The organism is Kitasatospora sp. NPDC023385 (genome assembly GCF_055664045.1).
The window spans coordinates 31,097-46,871 of sequence record NZ_JBVOOL010000025.1 but is presented as its reverse complement, the minus strand read 5'-3'; the positions used below and the strand labels follow the sequence as shown (position 1 = coordinate 46,871).

Here is a 15,775-nt window from a genome sequence, read left to right as displayed (position 1 = left end):
GGCCGTGCGAAGCCCCTTTCCCCGGGCACGCCGGGGCCCCACAATGGGGCGGGCGATCACGAAGGCGGGGGAGACCGGGGTGGAGTGGCTGCTGGGGATCGGCGGGGCCCTGCTGCTCGGGGTGCTGACCAATCTGGTGTACGACTTCGCCAAGTTCGGCGGCTCACGCCTTAGTTCGCGGGTACCGGTGCCACTGGTCCGACGGGCGGGCCTGTCCGCGGCGGCGCGGGCGCACGACGTCCGGGCGGACGGGCTCGCGCCGCTGATCACCTGGTCGGCGGCCCGGCCGCTGACCCCGGGCTCGCTGGTGACCTCGTACGAGGGGCGGATCACCCGCCCGCACGTGCTCGACCGGGTCGGCTGGGCCGAGGAGGCGGCGCGCCAACGGGCCGCCGGGGCGGCGGGCCGGACGGCGTACGTCTCGCGGCTGACGGTCGATCACGGCGAGCACAGCGCGGCCCGCGTGTGTGAGGTGGGCATCGCCGAGAGTGACTACGCCGAGTGCATGGCCACCACCCGGCTCGGCCGGGACGACCCGGAGGCGGGCCGGCTGCTGCGCGAGGCACTGGACGAGGGCCTGACGAGCTTCGTGGCCGCCGCGCCGCCCACGATGGTCAGCGCCTGCGTCGCGGTGCGGGACCGCGCCGGGCGGCTGCTGCTCCTGCGCCGCTCCCTGGCTGTCACGACGTTCCCGGCGCAGTGGACGGTCGGGATCAACGAGACGATGAAGTACCGGGACGAGCCGGGCGCCGCCGAGGACTTCTACGGGTTGGTGCACCGGGCGCTTGAGGAGGAGCTGGGACTGCTGCCGGGCGACGTCGGACCGACGGTGATCACCTGGCTCGGCTGGAGCGAACCGGCCTCCTGCTACACGCTGGTCGCCACCGTCCGGGCGCGGCTCGACGCGGCCGAGATCGACCGCCGCCGCGAGGCCTGCCACAGCACCTTCGAGCACGACATGGCGGTCTGGGTGCCGTTCACCCGCCGCTCGGTGTCCGAGCTGGTCGAGGGCGGCGTCTGCCCGGACGGTTCCCACCGCTGGTCGTACCTGGCGCCGCTGGTGGCGTGGGAGGCCTGGCGGGCGGCGCAGCAGGAGCGGTTGTAGCGGTCGTAGCGGTCGTAGCTCGGCTGCACGCGGGGGTACATGAGGGTGTCTCATGGCGTCGGGGTGTGAGGTCGTCTCATGGGGGTTGCATATGAGCTTGTCTCATGAGGCCGGCGCATGAGGTCGCCTCATGACTTCGCACATGAGCTTGTCTCATGGCACCCCGGCATGAGCTCGTCGCATGCGGTCGAGGCCGAGGCCGAGGTCGAGGCTGATATCGACGCCGGGTCAGCGGACGGCGGCCTGCCAGTCCGCGGGCCCGCTCGCCGGGAGGTGGGCGGGTAGGCCGGGGGTCCAGCGTTTGGTGGCGTCCGGCAGGACGGCGAGTGCCTCGATGCCGGGTTGCCGGGCGGCCCAGGCGAGGGCGCGGTCCGGGCCCATGGCGAAGGCGGCGGTGGTCCAGGCGTCGGTGCGGGCGATGCCGGTGCCAGGGGCGCCGACGAGTGTGAGGGAGGCCAGGCCGGTGGCCGGTCGGCCGGTGTGCGGGTCGAGGATGTGCGCGCCGCGTTCGGCGGTGCCGGAGGTGGCGACGGCGAGGCCGCTGCCGGCCAGGACGGCGGCCAGCAGGCCCGGCCGGCCGGGGTCGGCGACGCCGATCCGCCACGGGCCGCCGCTCGTCTGCACGTCTCCGCCACCGCTGACGCAGTACTGCCGCGCGCCGGTGGAGTGCAGGAGAGCCGCCACCTCCTCGACCGCCCATCCCTTGACCCAGCCGCTGGGGTCGAGTCGGCCGCCCGGCCGCACGGTGAACCAGCCGCCGGTCTCCTCGGCGACCCGGCGGCAGGCGGCCAGCACGGTGAGGACGTCCGGATCGCAGTCGTCGAGGGACAGTTCACCCCGGTCGAGGCGGCTGATGTCGCTGTCCGGCCGGTAGGGGGAGAACACCGCGTCGATGCGGTGCAGCCGCTCGGCGATCCGGTCGAGCACGGCGGTGGTGCCCGGGCGGGGGTCGCGGACGGCGATCGAGAAGACGGTGCCCATCACGGGTTCGGCGTGGCGCAGCACGGTGCCTCAGCCCTCAGCCCTTGGCCCGGTCGAGGGCGCTCTGCAGCGAGCGGATGTAGCCGTCGCTGGTGTAGGTGGCGCCGCTGACCACGTCGATCCCGGCGTTCTGCGCGGAGATCGCCTCCTGGTTGAGGACGGGCAGGGCGGAGGTGTTGATCTCGCGGTCGCGCCGTTCGGAGTTGGGGTACTTGACCACGTCGACGGCGGTGATCCGGCTGCCGGCGAGGGTGACCTGGACCTGCACCGGGCCGTAGCGGGTGTTGACGGTGTCGCCGCTGACCTTCCGGGTGGCACCGGCGGGGGCAGCCGACGCGGACTGGGCAGCCGACGACGGCGGCGCGGCGGAGCCGGACGACGCGGGCCCGGTGGGGGCGTTCGACGGTACCGAGACGTCGGATCCGGCCCCGGGGGCGGATCCGGCCCCCGCCCCCGAACTGATCACGGGGGCAGGCCCGGCCGCCTCGTGCGGTTTGAGGGAGAGCAGCAGCACCACCCCGGCGGCGGTGGTGGCGCTGGTGACAACGGCTCTGCGCATGGAAGTCGGACTCCTCGGGGTCAGAAGGAAAAGCTCTCGTGGTGGATGCGTCCCGGCCGCACCCCGGCCGCCCGCAGCGCGCGGACGGCCTCGTCGGCCAGCGTCTGCGGGCCGCAGAGGTAGACCTCGTGCTCGGCGAGGTGGGGGACGAGTCGGGCGAGCGCGGCTCCGAGGTCACCGACCTGCTCCCGCGGGCCGAGCAACTCGTGCACGACCGCGCCGCGCCGATAAGCGACGTCGGCCAGCTCCGCCCGGAACAGCACGTCCTCCGCCCGCCGGGCGCGCTGGACCAGCGTCAGCTCGCCCGGCAGCGTCTCGAACAGCGCCCGCAGCGGGGTGATCCCGACGCCGGCCCCGAGCAGCAGCACCCGGCGCTGCCGCAGCCGCCGCGCGGTGAACGCGCCGTACGGCCCCTCGGCCCGCACCCTGGTGCCCGGTCGCAGGGCGGCGACGGCGGCGCTGTGCCCGCCCAGGTCCTTGACGGTGAAGCGCAGGAACCGCGGGTGGGGCGGCGCGGAGAGCGAGTACGGGTTGGCGGCCCAGCGCAGGCCGGGCGCCTGGAACTGGAGGCGGAAGAACTGGCCGGGTTCGGCGCGCAGTTCGTCCAGCCGCTGCCCGGTGAGGAACAGCGACACCACGCCGGGGCCCTCCGGCCGTATCTCGGCGACCTGCAGCCCGTGCCGCCGGTCGAGCAGCCACGGCCGGGCGAGCCGGTACCAGCCGAGCAGCGCCGCCGTCCCGAAGTAGAGCGCGTACCAGGCGGCGCGGCCGGGGCCGCCGCCGAGGTCGGCGCCGGTGGCCAGCTGGTGGGAGAAGGCGAGCGCCACCGCCAGGTACGTGGCGAGGTGCAGGTAGTACCAGGCTTCGTACGGGAGCCGGCGGCGCGCGGCGCGGGCGGAGACGGCGCCGGTGCCGAGCAGCAGCAGCGTGCCGAGGGCGGCATTGATCATCTCGGGGTAGTGGAAGACGATCTCCACGCCCTCGCCGAGCAGGCCGCGCCCGTCGGTCAGCGCGTAGCCCCAGACGATCGTCAGCACGTGCACCGTGACGGCGGCGACCATCCAGCGGCCGCCGAAGGCGTGCCAGCGCGCCAGCCGGTCCGCGCCCACCCCGCGCTCCAGCGGCGGCAGCCGGGCCATCAGCAGGAGCAGCACCGGGGCGGCGTACCCGGCGAGCAGCCCGGTGATCCGGCCGGCGCCGGTGAGCCAGCCGGCCGCGCCGACGACCGCCGGAGTGCCCGTCCACCACAGGGCGAGCACGCCGAGCGCGCCCGCGGCGATCAGCGCGAGCGCGACGGCCGGGTCGAGGGCGAACGACGGGCGCGGCGCCGCCCGGTGCCCACGGCCGGCGGGTGCCGGCCCGGGCCGCGCCCCAGACGGCGGGGGCCCGGGCCGACGTGCTTCGGCCCGCCGTGAACCGGGCTGCGGCTTCGGTGCGGCGGCAGTGGTCATCGAAACCTCCTCAGCGCCCGGCCGCGAGTGCCGCCGAGGCGGACCACGATCGCACCGCAAGCTCTGAGCCGGCTCTGAGCGGCCCGGGCCGCCGGGCCTTCGCAGCGAGCACATCCGCCCAGGTCAGGGCGGCTGCGGCGGCCCGTGAACGGACCGCCGGGGTCTCAGGGGTTTCTCATCGCGGCGGTGCAGAATGAACGCCGCGCAGCACGGACCCGAGGGAGCACCATGGACGCCGCCGCCGACCGCCCGGAGTGGCGCGTCCTGGTCGTCGACGACGAGCCGGACCTGGTCGAGGTGGTCTGCGGCGCAGTCCGCTACGAGGGCTGGCAGGCGCGCGGCGCGACCACCGGCCTGGCCGCCGTCGAAGCCGCCGCGGCCTGGCGGCCGCACGCCGTGGTGCTCGACGTGATGCTGCCCGACCTCGACGGCCTGGAGGTGCTGCGCCGCGTCCACGCCGGACAGCCCGAGGTGCGGGTGCTCTTCCTCACCGCCCGGGACGCCGTCGAGGAGCGGATCGCGGGCATCGCGGCGGGCGGCGACGACTACGTGACCAAGCCGTTCAGCCTGGCCGAGGTGGTCGTCCGGCTGCGCGGGCTGCTGCGCCGGGCCGCCCCGCCCGTCGCGCCGCGGCAGCCGCCCCCGCACGCGCTGGTGCTCGGCGACCTCGTCCTGGACGACCGCGCCCGCGAGGTGACCCGCGGCGGTGGGACCATCGAGCTCAGCCCGACCGAGTACGCGCTGCTCGCGCACCTGATGCGCCACCCCCGCCAGGTGCTCAGCAAGGCGCAGATCCTGGACGCGGTCTGGTCGTACGACTTCGGCGGGCAGGCGCACATCGTCGAGCTGTACATCAGCTACCTGCGCAAGAAGGTGGACGCGGGCCGCAGCCCGATGATCCACACGGTGCGCGGCGCGGGGTACCTCATCAAGGCCGCGCCGTGAGCCCCCGCGCCAGGACGCCCCGCCGCCGCCCGGTGCCCCGCACGCTGCGGGCCCGTGCCGCCCGGCTGGCCCCGCGCACCCTGCGCGCCCGCCTGATCGCCGGCCTGCTGGTGCTGCTCGTCGTCACCTGCGCCGCCGTCGGCTTCGCCACCACCGCCGCGCTGCGCCACTTCCTGGTCGACCGCCTCGACCAGCAGCTCGCCGAAGCCGGCGGCCGCTACGCCGCGAGCCTGGAGCACACCGGCCAGGGCGCCGGCCCCGACACCCGGGCACAGACCCCGGGCACCCTCGGCGTACGGCTGCTCGGCGGCCGGGTCACGGCGGCGGGCGTGGTCGACGGCGACGCCGACGACACGGACGGCCCCGACGACGAGGACGACCGGATCACCTTCACGCCGGCCCAGCAGCGCGTGCTCGCGGCCCTCCCGGTCGGCGGCTCGGCCGGGGCCCTCGACCTTGACGGGGCCCAGGGCCACTACCGGGTCCGGGCGGTCGCCGGGCGGGACGGCGACGTGCTGGTCAGCGGCCTACCGCTGCGCCCGGCCGAGGACACCGTCCGGCGGCTGGAGACCCTGGAACTGATGGTCTTCGCGATCGCCGTCGTGGCGGCCGGCACCGCCGGGGCGCTCTGGGTCCGCTGGTCGCTGCGCCCGTTGCGGCGGGTGGTGGGCATGGCCGAACGGGTCAGCGCGATGCCGCTCGCCCGCGGCGAGGTCCTGCTGGCCGAACGCGTGCCGGACGACGATCCGCGCACCGAGGTCGGCCGGGTCGGCGCGGCGCTCAACCGGATGCTCGGCCACGTCGGGGACGCCCTGGCTCGCCGCCACGCGGTCGAGGAGCGGCTGCGCGCCTTCGCCGCCGACGCCAGCCACGAACTGCGCACCCCGGTCGCGGCGGTCCGCGGCCACGCCGAACTGGCGCTGCGCCACCCCGGGGCCGTCCCGGCGCCCGTGCGGCACTCGCTGGAGCGGATCGACGCGGAGGCGGTGCGGATGGGGGCGATCGTCGAGGACCTGCTGCTGCTCGCCCGGTTGGACGCCGGCCGACCGCTGGCGGAGGAGGAGGTGGACCTGACCCGGATCGCCCTCAACGCCGTCGCCGACGCCCGCGCCGCCGGCCCGGACCACCGCTGGCGCCTCGCCCTCCCCGAGGACCCGGTCCTGGTCCGCGGGGACGAGCACCGGCTGAGCCAGGTGGTGGCCAACCTGCTGGCCAACGCCCGGACCCACACCCCGCCCGGCACCGAGGTCCGGCTTCAGCTCGAACGGGTGGGCGGACAGGTGGAGTTGAGCGTGGCGGACCACGGCCCGGGGATCGAGTCTGAGCTGCTCGACCGGGTCTTCGAGCGCTTCGTCCGCGGCGACCGGGCCCGCTCGCGCGCCACCGGGTCGACCGGGCTGGGGCTGGCGATCGTCCGGGCCGTCGTCCAGGCGCACGGCGGCACGGTGGACGCGGCCAGCGGGCCCGGCCGCACCGTGTTCACCGTCCGGCTGCCGCGACAGCTGCCGTGACGGCCGCTTACGGCACTGCCGATACGGCCGACGAGGAGGCCGCCGAGGCTCCGGCGGTCGTTCGGAAGCGCTGCCGGTAGTCGGTCGGCGTCGTGTCGAGCCGGCGGCGGAAGGCGCGGACGAGCGTGTCGGTGGTGCCGAAACCGCAGGCTGCCGCGATGCGTTCGAGGGTCGCGTCACCGGATTCCAGCTGGTGGCGCGCGAGTTCGACCCGGGCCGACTCGATGTAGGCGCTCGGGGTGGTGCCCAGCTCGGTCTGGAAGATGCGGGTCAACTGCCGTTCGCTGACGTGGGCGTGGGCGGCGAGGTCCGGGACGGTGAGCCGGCCGGAGAGGTTGCGCCGGATGTGGTGGCGCAGCTCCTCGATCCGCCGGGTGGTCGAGACCGGCTCCAGCGGGACGCTGAACTGGCTCTGGCCGCTGGGGCGTTTGAGGTACATCACCAGCTGGCGGGCGACCCGCAGGGCCAGCTCCTCGCCGAAGTCCTCGGCGACCAGGGCGAGCGAGAGGTCCAGGCAGGCGCTGATGCCCGCGCCGGTCCAGACCTCGCCCTCGCGGATGAAGATCGGATCGGCGTCCACCTCGATCTCCGGGTGGTCGGCGGCGAGTTGCCCGGCCGTGGACCAGTGCGTGGTGGCACGTCGGCCGTCCAGCAGCCCGGCGGCGGCGAGCAGGTGGGCGCCGACGCAGACGCTCGCCACCCGGCGGGAATGGGCGGCCAGGGTGCGGACCCGGTCGACCACGGCCGGGTCGGTGAGCGCGCGGACCCGGCGGCGGTCGTCCACCTCGACCGAACCGGGCACCAGCAGGGTGTCGATCCCGCCCCGGGCCGCCTCGTCGAAGGTGAGGTCGGGCAGGATGCGCACGCCCGCCGCGGTGGTGACCGGCGCCAGGGTCTCGGCGGCGAGGACGACCCGGTAGCCGACGGCGTCGTCGGTCTCCCGCCGGACCAGCGAGAACACCTCCGGCGGCCCGGTCACGTCGAGCAGGTCGACCCCCTCGAACAGGACGATGACGATCAGCCGCTGCCCCGGTCCGGTTTCCATCAGTACCGTCCCCCCTTCGATCCTTCGATCTTTCGATGTCGGAATCTGCAGGTTAGACGACATTGCCGACACGCGAGGGGCGCCCGTAGCGTTTTCGAGGCAGGGCGCATCAGGCGTGACCTGCGAAAACCCCACCCCACACGGGAAAGGCGGCACCGCTGTGCCCACGACGACCCTGCGCACCCTCAACGGACTCGACGAGAAGCCCGCATCGCTCGGCGACTCGACGCTGATCCTGATCGACTACCAGAACACCTACGTACGCGGCGTGATGGAGCTGACGGGCTGGCAGGAGGCGCTCGACGCCGCCGCCGACCTGCTCGCCCGGGCCCGGGCGGCCGGCGCCACCGTCATCCACGTGGTCAACGACGGCGGCGAGGGCACCCCGTACGACATCCGGGCCGAGATCGGGCGGATCCACCCGAGCGTGGCCCCGGCCGAGGGCGAGCGGGTGGTGGTCAAGCAGGCCCCGGACGCGTTCGTCGGCACCGACCTGGGCGGGCTGGTCGAGGCGGCCGGCCACCGGGACGTCGTCATCGCCGGGTTCATGACCCACATGTGCGTCGCCTTCACCACGGCCGGCGCCTTCCTGCGCGGCAACCGCCCGACCGTGGTCGCCGCCGCCTGCGCCACCCGGCCGCTGCAGTCGGCGGGCACCGAACTGACCGCCGCCCAGGTGCACCGCGGCGCACTGGCGACGATCGGGGACCTGTACGGCGTGGTGGTGGAGTCCCCGGCGGACCTGGACTGACCCGCGTCGGACGAAGCCGGGGGCGCCACTCATCGGCCCGTGCCTCGTTGACGAGGTGGCGCACGGAATCGTCCGGAGGGTGGGGTACGGGCATGGCAGGTAGCGGGGCGGCCGGGAACGGCGCGGCGGGGACCGACGCGGTGGTGGGCGGTTCGCCGGAGTTGCGGGAGTCCTACCGGGTCTGCGAGGCCGAGGTGTCCGGCTGCCTGCCCTCGCTGTGGGCGGTCTGCGAGGTGCTGCCGAGCGAGGTCAGGCCGTACCTCCACGCCGTCAACGGCTTCGCCTCCCGCTCCGACCGGATCGCCGACGACGGCGAACCCGCCGAGCGTGAGCGCCGGTTCGCCCGCTGGCAGGCCGACACCCTGGCGGAGCTGGCGGCCGGGCGCAGCGAACACCCGCTGCGCCGGGCGTTCGTGGACACGGTGCGGCGCCGGGGGCTCGACCCGGCGTTGGTCGAGGAGTTCCTGGACGCCACCCGGGCCGACGGCGCCAGCCCGCCCGCGTTCAGGACCCACGCGGACCGGCACCGCCACCTGCGGGGCGTCGCGGGGACGATCGCCCAACTGTGGGGCCCGCTGCTGGGCGCGCACGGCCCGGAGGCGGCAGCCGCGATGTCCGCACTCGGGGAGGCCTGCCAGTTGGCCGACATCCTGGAGGACCTGCCCCGTGACCTCGCCGCCGGCCGCTGCTACCTGCCGGGCGAAGACCTGCGGCGCCTCGGCCTGACCGTCGCCGACTTCGGCCGCGACGACCGCCGGGCCGCTCTCGACGAGCTGATCGACATCCAACAGGCTTACTTCCAGCGGTTGTTGGACCAGGCCACCCCGGCCACCTGGCTCGCCGCACCCGGGTGCAGCCCCTTCCTGCACACCATGCTGCTGGGCGCGCAACTGCAGTACGACGAGGCCGCCCTGCTGCGCTCGCGCGTCCTGACCGACGGCCTCGCACCGCTGTGCTCCGACGGCGCCACACTCCACCGCCGTCCCCAGCCGGGGACCGTCCACACCGATCCGCCTGCGCCCGACCGAACCCCCGACCGAACCCCCGACCGCCTCCCCGCCCACGTCGCCGTGATCATGGACGGCAACCGCCGCTGGGCCGAGGCCCGGCACCTGCCCGCCCACCAGGGCCACCGCGCCGGTCAGCGGGCCGCGCTGCGCCTGGTCAACGCGGCCCTGCGGCTGGGCATCCGGCACCTGAGCATCTACGCGTTCTCCACCGAGAACTGGGAGCGCCCACCGGAGGAGCTGACCGCGCTGTTCGACTCCCTGGCCGACGGCATCGCCCGGAGCACGGAGAGCCTGCACGCGCTCGGCGTCCGGATCCGCTGGTGCGGCCGGCGCGACCGGATCGAGGAGTCGCTCGCCTCCGCGATCGCGCTGGTGGAGAACCTGACGTCCAACAACGAGGCCCTGACCCTCACGGTCTGCGCGGACTACGGCGGACGGGAGGAACTGATCGCCGCCGTCCGGGCGTTGGCCGCCGAAGCGGTGGCCGGCGCGATCCGCCCGGAGGCGATCGGCCCGGACGACCTCGCCCGGCACCTGTACGCCCCGGAGCTGCCGGACGTCGACCTGCTGATCCGCACCTCCGGTGAGCAGCGGATCAGCAACTTCCTGCCCTGGCACCTCGCCTACGCCGAACTGCTCTTCGACCCGACGCCCTGGCCGGACTACGACCTCGCCCGGTTGCGGCAGGCCGTCCGGGCCTACGCGGCCCGCGAACGCCGCTTCGGCGGCACCCTTCCGGCCCAGACCCCGCCCGCCCAGACCCCGCCCGCCCAGGCCCTACCTGCCCAGGCCACGCCCGCTACTGCCGCCCAGGAGGGGTGTACACCCCCTCCGCCGTGACGTACGCCAGCACCGTGTCCACGGTGACCGGGTGAGCGCCGAAGGTCGCGGTCAGCGCGTCCAGCACCTCCTGGGTGGGGCGCAGCGGCACCTCGCCGAGCCGGACCCGCATCGGCTGCCCCGACGGCACCCGGTCCGCCGTCAACGTCCCTTCCGCCAGCCCGCAGCGGAACGCCGAGCGGTGCCCCATGTCGGCCCCGCCGACCTCGCACCGGCCGGAGGCCAGGCCGTCCTGGAGCGCGCCCGCCAGGTTGACCACCCGGAAGGTGCCTTCGGAGGTGCGAAGGGTGACCCCGCCGTCCAGCGCCCCGTCGCCGTGCGCCTTCGGCAGGTCGGCCAGGGAGGGGTCGCCCTCGGCCGAGCGCACCGGGAGCCGTACCGCCGCGCCCCGCTCGTCCTGCACCAGCCGGGCGGGGGCGACGGCCTCCACCACCGCCTGGACCCGGTCCAGTTGGGCCTGCGCCTCCGGCGTCCAGCGCACCTCCACCCAGGCCTCGGAGAGCGTGCCCAGCCGCCCGGCCCGGCCGGTGCCGGCGTCATCGGCGCCGGCCGCCGTGGCGGTGAACTGCCCCAGCAGCGGGGCGGCCAGTGCCGCGCCCAGCACCGTACGTCGCGTCGTGCTCATCGTTCGGTACCCGTCCTTCCCGGAGCCGCCCGACACGGCCCCAGGACGGATCATCCGTCCACCGACGAATCCCCTCGGCGGGGCGGACGGCCAAACCACCCGCACGGGGGGAGCGGGGAGCGGTCCCGGGTGGTTCGCGCGCGGAGCGGAGCCCCGGGTCGGCTCCCCGCCGGGTGCTTGGTCCGGGTGCCCGGTCCGGGAGCGCGGGCCTGCCCCGGCGCCGGGCGGTCCGCAAGGGATTCGGCTCTGGCCGAACAGTCTTGCGGCGGTGCCGGTTTCGGGTGACGATCGCGATCGTGCTGCGAATTCTCTTCGGTACGGACGACCTGGAGCGGATCCGGGTGGCGGAGCATCCGGACATGTCGATGGAGCTGTCTCTCAGCGTGCACACCTTGGTGAACGGGCAGCGCGACCCGCGCTTCCAGGCGTGGCGGGACCACCTGCGCGCCTCCTGGAACCCGCACACCGCGCTGCTCTTCGACCTCTACACCGCCTCGGCGATCCCGGAGTTCCTCACCGTGCGGCGCGAGCCGGGCGCCACCGAGTGCGCCACCGCCGAGGCGCCCGAGGAGCCGCTGCGCGACCACCTGCGATCGGTCGGCGGGGAGCGGCCGTTGAGCGCCTTCGCGCGCGGCGTGGCGGCGGGGGACCGCCGGGCCCGGAAGCTGCTCGGCAACGTCACCGCCGAGTACCAGGCCCGGGCGATCGACCCCTACCGGCGGCAGATCGAGACCATCGTCACCGTCGAGCACGGCCGCCACCGCCGGATCACCGAGCCGGACCGGGTGCTCCGCTCGCTGCACCCGGCGGTGTCCTGGCGCCGCCCGGTGCTCAGCTTCCCGTTGGCCAACGGCTGTCGGCACGACCTGCGGCTGGACGGCCGCGGGCCGGTGCTCCAGCCCTGCGTGTTCGGCCCCCGCCGCCCCGTCATCGCCCGCTTCGAGGACCCGGCGCAGCAGCCCGTCCTCCTCTACCCGGCCCGGATCGGTGGACCCTTGCGCGCCGAGCCCGAACCGACCCCGGGTCGCACCCTGACCGCCCTGCTCGGCCAGACCCGGGCGGCCGCCCTGGAGGCCGTCGCCGTCCACGGTCCGTGCTCCACGACGGAGTTGGCCGCCCGCCTGGGCATCTCCACCGCCTCGGCGAGCGAGCACGCCACCGTCCTCGCCGACGCCGGCCTCACCGCCAAGGACCGCACCGGCCGGAGCGTCACCCACCGCCCCACCGCGCTCGGCCAGGCGCTCCTCGCCGGCCGAGTCCCGGCGCCGCAGGCCGCGCCGCGCCCGGCCCCGGAGCCGGTGCCAGGCCCGACCCCGTAGGACGCGCCGGGCCCGGTCACCCCCGGGCCCGCCGTGTCCTCGCCTCCGGCTTTCGACAGAGCAGGACTCATCCCCAGGTCGTAGGCGGACCCGCACCTCCGCCCCCGACAATGGGCGGATGCCCCCCACCTTCCGAAATCCGTTCACGGCCCCCGGCGAGCAGACCCGGGGACTGTGGCGCGCGCTCGCGGAAGTGACGGGCGGCGCCTGGCTGATGCTCCTCACCCACGCGATCCTGGGCGGCCGGGGCCCGTCCGGCAGGCTCCAGCTCCTCCTCGGTGCCGTCGCCCTCGTCCTGCTCGCCGTCCGCCGCCGGTTCCCGACGGCGAGCCTGCTGGGCATCTCCGCGGTCGTGGGTCTGCTGCCCGCCGCCGGGCTGCCGGCCGCCGTGACCGCGTACACCACGGCCAAGTACCTGGTGGTCCGCCGGCGCCGGCGCCGGAGCGTCGTGCTGCTCGCCCCGACCGCCCTGGCGACGTCGGCCTGCGCCGCCCTCGCCCCGGTCATCGGGCTCGGCGGCCACTCGTTCGGGGGCGCGCTGGGTGCCGTGCTCGCCGCCACCACGCTGATGGTGCCGGGGCTGCTCGGTGCCTCGGGCGGCCAGGAGGAGCGGCTGCTGTGGGCGCTCCGGGAGCGGGCCGCCGCCGCGGAGGCGGCCCGCCGGCTCGCGGAGAGCGAGTCCCGGATCCGTGAGCGGTCCCGGATCGCCGCCGAGATGCACGACCTGGTCGGTCACCGGCTCAGCCTGGTGTCGCTGCACACGGGCGGCCTGGAGATGGCACTGCGGAAGGAGTCGCCGGAACTGCGTGACGAGGCGGCCCTGGTGCGCCGCGCGGCCGCGGAAGCCATGCGGGAGCTGCGCGAAGTGCTGGGCGTGCTGGGCCCGTTGGGGCGGGACACCGGGACCGACGCGCTGACCGACACGACGGGTACCCGCGCCGATGTCGAGGCGCTGGCCGCGGAGTCGCGCAGCGGCGGGATACCGGTCGACCTGTCCTGGGACGGGCCCGACCTGGACGACCGCGCGGCCCAGGTGCGGCGTGCGGTGCACCGGGTGGTGCGCGAGTCGCTGACCAACGTGCACCGGTACGCCGCCGGAGCCCGGGTCACCGTGGCGGTCACGCACACCGACGACCGGGTGGACGTGCTCGTGCGCAACGGGCTCCCGCCCGTGGCCCCGGAGGCGGCGACCGGCCTGGGGTCGGGGCGCGGCCTCGTCGGACTGCGGGAACGGGTGGCGCTGCTCGGCGGCACCCTGGAGGCGGGCCCGACGCCGGCCGGCGGCTTCGCGGTGACGGCGCGGATCCCGGCACGGCCGGACCCGGGGGCGAGCCTGTCCGCCGCGGACGCCCCGCCGCGTGAATCGCCGTCCGAGCCGCCGTCCGAGTCGTCGTCCGAGCTGCGGTCCGAGTCGCGGTCCGAGTCGCGGTCCGAGCCGCCGTCCGACCGCTCGCCCGCCGGGGTCCAACGCCGGGTCGTGATGGCCCTGAGCGGGCTTCTCGGCCTGTTGGGCGTGGGCGTGATGATGGTGTGCGCGCTCGCGCTGGTCGGCCAGGCGTTCCCTGACCCCAGCCCCCGCCCGCACGAGCCACCCCGGATCGGGATGTCCCGCGCGAGGGTGGAGGAGGCCGTGTACGGGGACAGCACGGCGGTTCGGGCGGCGGCGACCGGTCGGGAGCCGCCCCACTCGGACTCGGTGACGGACTGCCTGTACTCGACGTTCCTGTTCGAGGACTCCACGGCGCCGGCCGCGGGCGCGGAGGAGGACGCCAACCACCTCAGGATCACCCGCTTCTGCTTCCGTGACGATACGTTGGCCACGATCGACCGCTTCACCGTACCGGTGGTGTCGCGCACACCGCCTTGGGAGTCCCGATGACCGCGTTCGCCGCTTCCGACCTCCGCCCGATCCGGGTCCTGCTCGCCGACGACGAGGAGCTGATCCGGCACGGCGTCCGGCTGATCCTGCGCCATGCCGAAGGCATCGAGGTGGTCGGCGAGGCGCCGAACGGCGAGGAGGCCGTGCGGGTGGCCGGTGAGACCCGTCCCGACGTGGCCCTGATCGACATCCGGATGCCCGTGCTCGACGGGCTCGCCACGATCGAGCGGCTGCTCGCCCTCAGCCCCCGGCCGCAGGTCGTCATGCTGACCACGTTCGGCGACGAGCGGAACGTGACGCGCGCGCTGCGGTCCGGCGCCACCGGCTTCCTCCTCAAGGACGAGGGCCCGCAGGAGCTGATCAGCGCGGTACGGGCCGCCGCCGCGGGCGACGCGGTCCTCTCGCCCAAGGTCACCCGCACCGTCATCGAGCGCATGCTCGACGGCGACGGCGACGGCGACGGCAACGGCAACGGCAACAGCCACGGCAACCCCGTTCCCCCGGCTCAGCCCTCCGGCACCGTCCCCGACCCGCGGCTGGCAGCGCTCACCGGCCGGGAGCGCGACGTCCTCGCACTGCTGGGCCGGGGCCTCGCCAACGCGGAGATCGGCCGCCGGCTGGGCATCGGCGTGGGCACGGTGAAGACTCATGTCAGCGCCGTCCTGGTGAAGACGGGTACGGACAGCCGGGTCCAGGCGGCGGTCCTCGCGTACCGGACGGGGCTGCTGTCCTGAGCCGTGGCCCGGCGCCCCGGCTCTGCCGAAGGACAGAGCCGGTCGTCCGCCCCGAGGACGAGGCGCGCCGCCGGGCCCGACCTTCGACAGACGGCTCATCCACGCCCTGAGGCCGACGGTTCGGCGGTGCGGCGCGCCGAGGATGAGAGGCAGTCACCACACCTCTCACCTCATCCACGCCACTTCGGAGCTGACATGTCACTGCAGGCAGCCGCCCCCGTGCCCGCGCCTTCCGCCACCGGCCCCGCCGCCGCCACGGCCACCGGGCTGTGCAAGGTCTACGGCCAGGGCGAGACCAGGGTCGTCGCCCTGGACTCGGTCTCGCTGGAGTTCGGGCGCGGCCGGTTCACCGCGATCATGGGTCCGTCGGGCTCCGGCAAGTCGACTCTGATGCACTGCATGGCGGGGCTCGACTCGGTGTCCGCGGGCTCCGCGCGGATCGGCGACACCGAACTGTCCGGTCTGAACGACCGCCAGCTGACCCGACTGCGCCGGGACGGCGTCGGGTTCGTCTTCCAGGCGTTCAACCTGCTCCCCACCCTGACGGCGCTGGAGAACATCACGCTGCCGATGGACATCGCGGGCCGAAAGCCCGACCGGCGGTGGCTGGACACGGTGGTGTCGACCGTCGGCCTCGCCGGCCGACTGGACCACCGCCCCGCCCAGCTGTCCGGCGGCCAGCAGCAGCGGGTCGCGGTGGCCCGCGCCCTCGCGTCCCGGCCGGAGATCGTCTTCGCGGACGAGCCGACCGGCAACCTGGACTCCGGCGCCGGCGCCGAGATCCTGGGCTTCCTGCGGTACTCGGTCCGGGAGTTGGGCCAGACCGTCGTGATGGTCACCCACGACCCGACGGCCGCCGGCTACGCGGACCGGGTGGTCTTCCTCGCCGACGGCCGGCTCACCGACGAGCTGGACGCACCGACCCCCGAGGGGGTCCTGGACCGGATGCGGCAGTTCGACACCAGGGCCCGCACCAGCTGACCCGACCGTCCGCTGCCCGCCCGAACCCCCACCACCCAC

General features: G+C 75.2%; 14 protein-coding genes. 9 read left to right on the top strand and 5 right to left on the bottom strand.

Features of this window, described 5'->3' with window-relative positions; translation table 11 throughout:
• Nucleotides 1–79: 79 nt before the first annotated feature.
• Nucleotides 80–1,105, top strand: coding sequence for a hypothetical protein (locus tag AC0B61_RS29685; protein ID WP_471744384.1), 1,026 nt, complete (start codon nt 80–82; stop codon nt 1,103–1,105).
• Between the two features lie 228 nt (nt 1,106–1,333).
• Here the strand turns inward: AC0B61_RS29685 and AC0B61_RS29680 are convergent, their stop codons facing one another.
• The 3 genes from AC0B61_RS29680 to AC0B61_RS29670 are packed head-to-tail and all read right to left on the bottom strand — an operon-like array spanning nt 1,334 to nt 4,096.
• Nucleotides 1,334–2,086 carry an FAD:protein FMN transferase gene (locus AC0B61_RS29680; RefSeq protein ID WP_471744442.1) on the bottom strand — a complete coding sequence of 251 codons (753 nt, stop codon included), beginning with the start codon at nt 2,084–2,086 and terminating at the stop codon, nt 1,334–1,336.
• A gap of 37 nt (nt 2,087–2,123) precedes the next feature.
• The gene (locus tag AC0B61_RS29675; protein WP_471744382.1) at nt 2,124–2,645 is read right to left on the bottom strand and encodes an FMN-binding protein; all 522 of its coding nucleotides are present in this window, start codon (nt 2,643–2,645) and stop codon (nt 2,124–2,126) included.
• A 20-nt stretch (nt 2,646–2,665) separates the two neighbouring features.
• Nucleotides 2,666–4,096 carry a ferredoxin reductase family protein gene (locus tag AC0B61_RS29670; protein WP_471744380.1) on the bottom strand — a complete coding sequence of 477 codons (1,431 nt, stop codon included), beginning with the start codon at nt 4,094–4,096 and terminating at the stop codon, nt 2,666–2,668.
• A gap of 228 nt (nt 4,097–4,324) precedes the next feature.
• Here AC0B61_RS29670 and AC0B61_RS29665 point away from each other — a divergent pair, with 228 nt between their 5' ends.
• Together AC0B61_RS29665 and AC0B61_RS29660 are read left to right on the top strand one after the other, a co-directional pair.
• A complete protein-coding gene (locus AC0B61_RS29665) occupies nt 4,325–5,041 on the top strand; it encodes a response regulator transcription factor (protein WP_471744378.1) in 717 nt (238 codons plus the stop codon).
• Complete coding sequence (locus AC0B61_RS29660; protein WP_471744376.1) at nt 5,038–6,552, top strand: sensor histidine kinase; 1,515 nt, start codon at nt 5,038–5,040, stop codon at nt 6,550–6,552. The genes AC0B61_RS29665 and AC0B61_RS29660 overlap by 4 nt, the downstream gene beginning before the upstream one ends.
• Before the next feature lie 7 nt (nt 6,553–6,559).
• Here AC0B61_RS29660 and AC0B61_RS29655 read toward each other — a convergent pair whose 3' ends face one another.
• The gene (locus tag AC0B61_RS29655; protein WP_471744375.1) at nt 6,560–7,597 is read right to left on the bottom strand and encodes a GlxA family transcriptional regulator; all 1,038 of its coding nucleotides are present in this window, start codon (nt 7,595–7,597) and stop codon (nt 6,560–6,562) included.
• A gap of 160 nt (nt 7,598–7,757) precedes the next feature.
• On the opposite strand from AC0B61_RS29655, the gene AC0B61_RS29650 reads away from it, so the two are divergent.
• Together AC0B61_RS29650 and uppS are read left to right on the top strand one after the other, a co-directional pair.
• Nucleotides 7,758–8,348, top strand: a complete 591-nt coding sequence (locus AC0B61_RS29650; protein ID WP_471744373.1) for an isochorismatase family protein — start codon at nt 7,758–7,760, stop codon at nt 8,346–8,348.
• Nucleotides 8,349–8,440: 92 nt separating this feature from the next.
• The gene (gene uppS, locus AC0B61_RS29645) at nt 8,441–10,198 is read left to right on the top strand and encodes a polyprenyl diphosphate synthase (protein ID WP_471744371.1); all 1,758 of its coding nucleotides are present in this window, start codon (nt 8,441–8,443) and stop codon (nt 10,196–10,198) included.
• Here uppS and AC0B61_RS29640 read toward each other — a convergent pair.
• Nucleotides 10,158–10,823 carry a hypothetical protein gene (locus AC0B61_RS29640; RefSeq protein WP_471744369.1) on the bottom strand — a complete coding sequence of 222 codons (666 nt, stop codon included), beginning with the start codon at nt 10,821–10,823 and terminating at the stop codon, nt 10,158–10,160. The genes uppS and AC0B61_RS29640 overlap by 41 nt on opposite strands.
• Nucleotides 10,824–11,119: 296 nt before the next feature.
• Here AC0B61_RS29640 and AC0B61_RS29635 point away from each other — a divergent pair, with 296 nt between their 5' ends.
• From AC0B61_RS29635 to AC0B61_RS29620, 4 genes are all read left to right on the top strand, one after another.
• Entirely contained in the window at nt 11,120–12,142 is a 1,023-nt protein-coding gene (locus AC0B61_RS29635; RefSeq protein ID WP_471744367.1) for an ArsR/SmtB family transcription factor, read from the top strand.
• Between the two features lie 118 nt (nt 12,143–12,260).
• Nucleotides 12,261–14,021, top strand: a complete 1,761-nt coding sequence (locus AC0B61_RS29630; protein WP_471744365.1) for a sensor histidine kinase — start codon at nt 12,261–12,263, stop codon at nt 14,019–14,021.
• Nucleotides 14,018–14,755: a response regulator gene (locus tag AC0B61_RS29625; RefSeq protein ID WP_471744363.1), complete on the top strand. Its 738-nt coding sequence runs from the start codon at nt 14,018–14,020 to the stop codon at nt 14,753–14,755. Before AC0B61_RS29630 ends, AC0B61_RS29625 begins: the two co-directional genes overlap by 4 nt.
• A 195-nt stretch (nt 14,756–14,950) precedes the next feature.
• On the top strand, nt 14,951–15,736 hold the full coding sequence (locus AC0B61_RS29620; protein ID WP_471744361.1) for an ABC transporter ATP-binding protein: 786 nt from the start codon (nt 14,951–14,953) through the stop codon (nt 15,734–15,736).
• Nucleotides 15,737–15,775 lie beyond the last annotated feature (39 nt).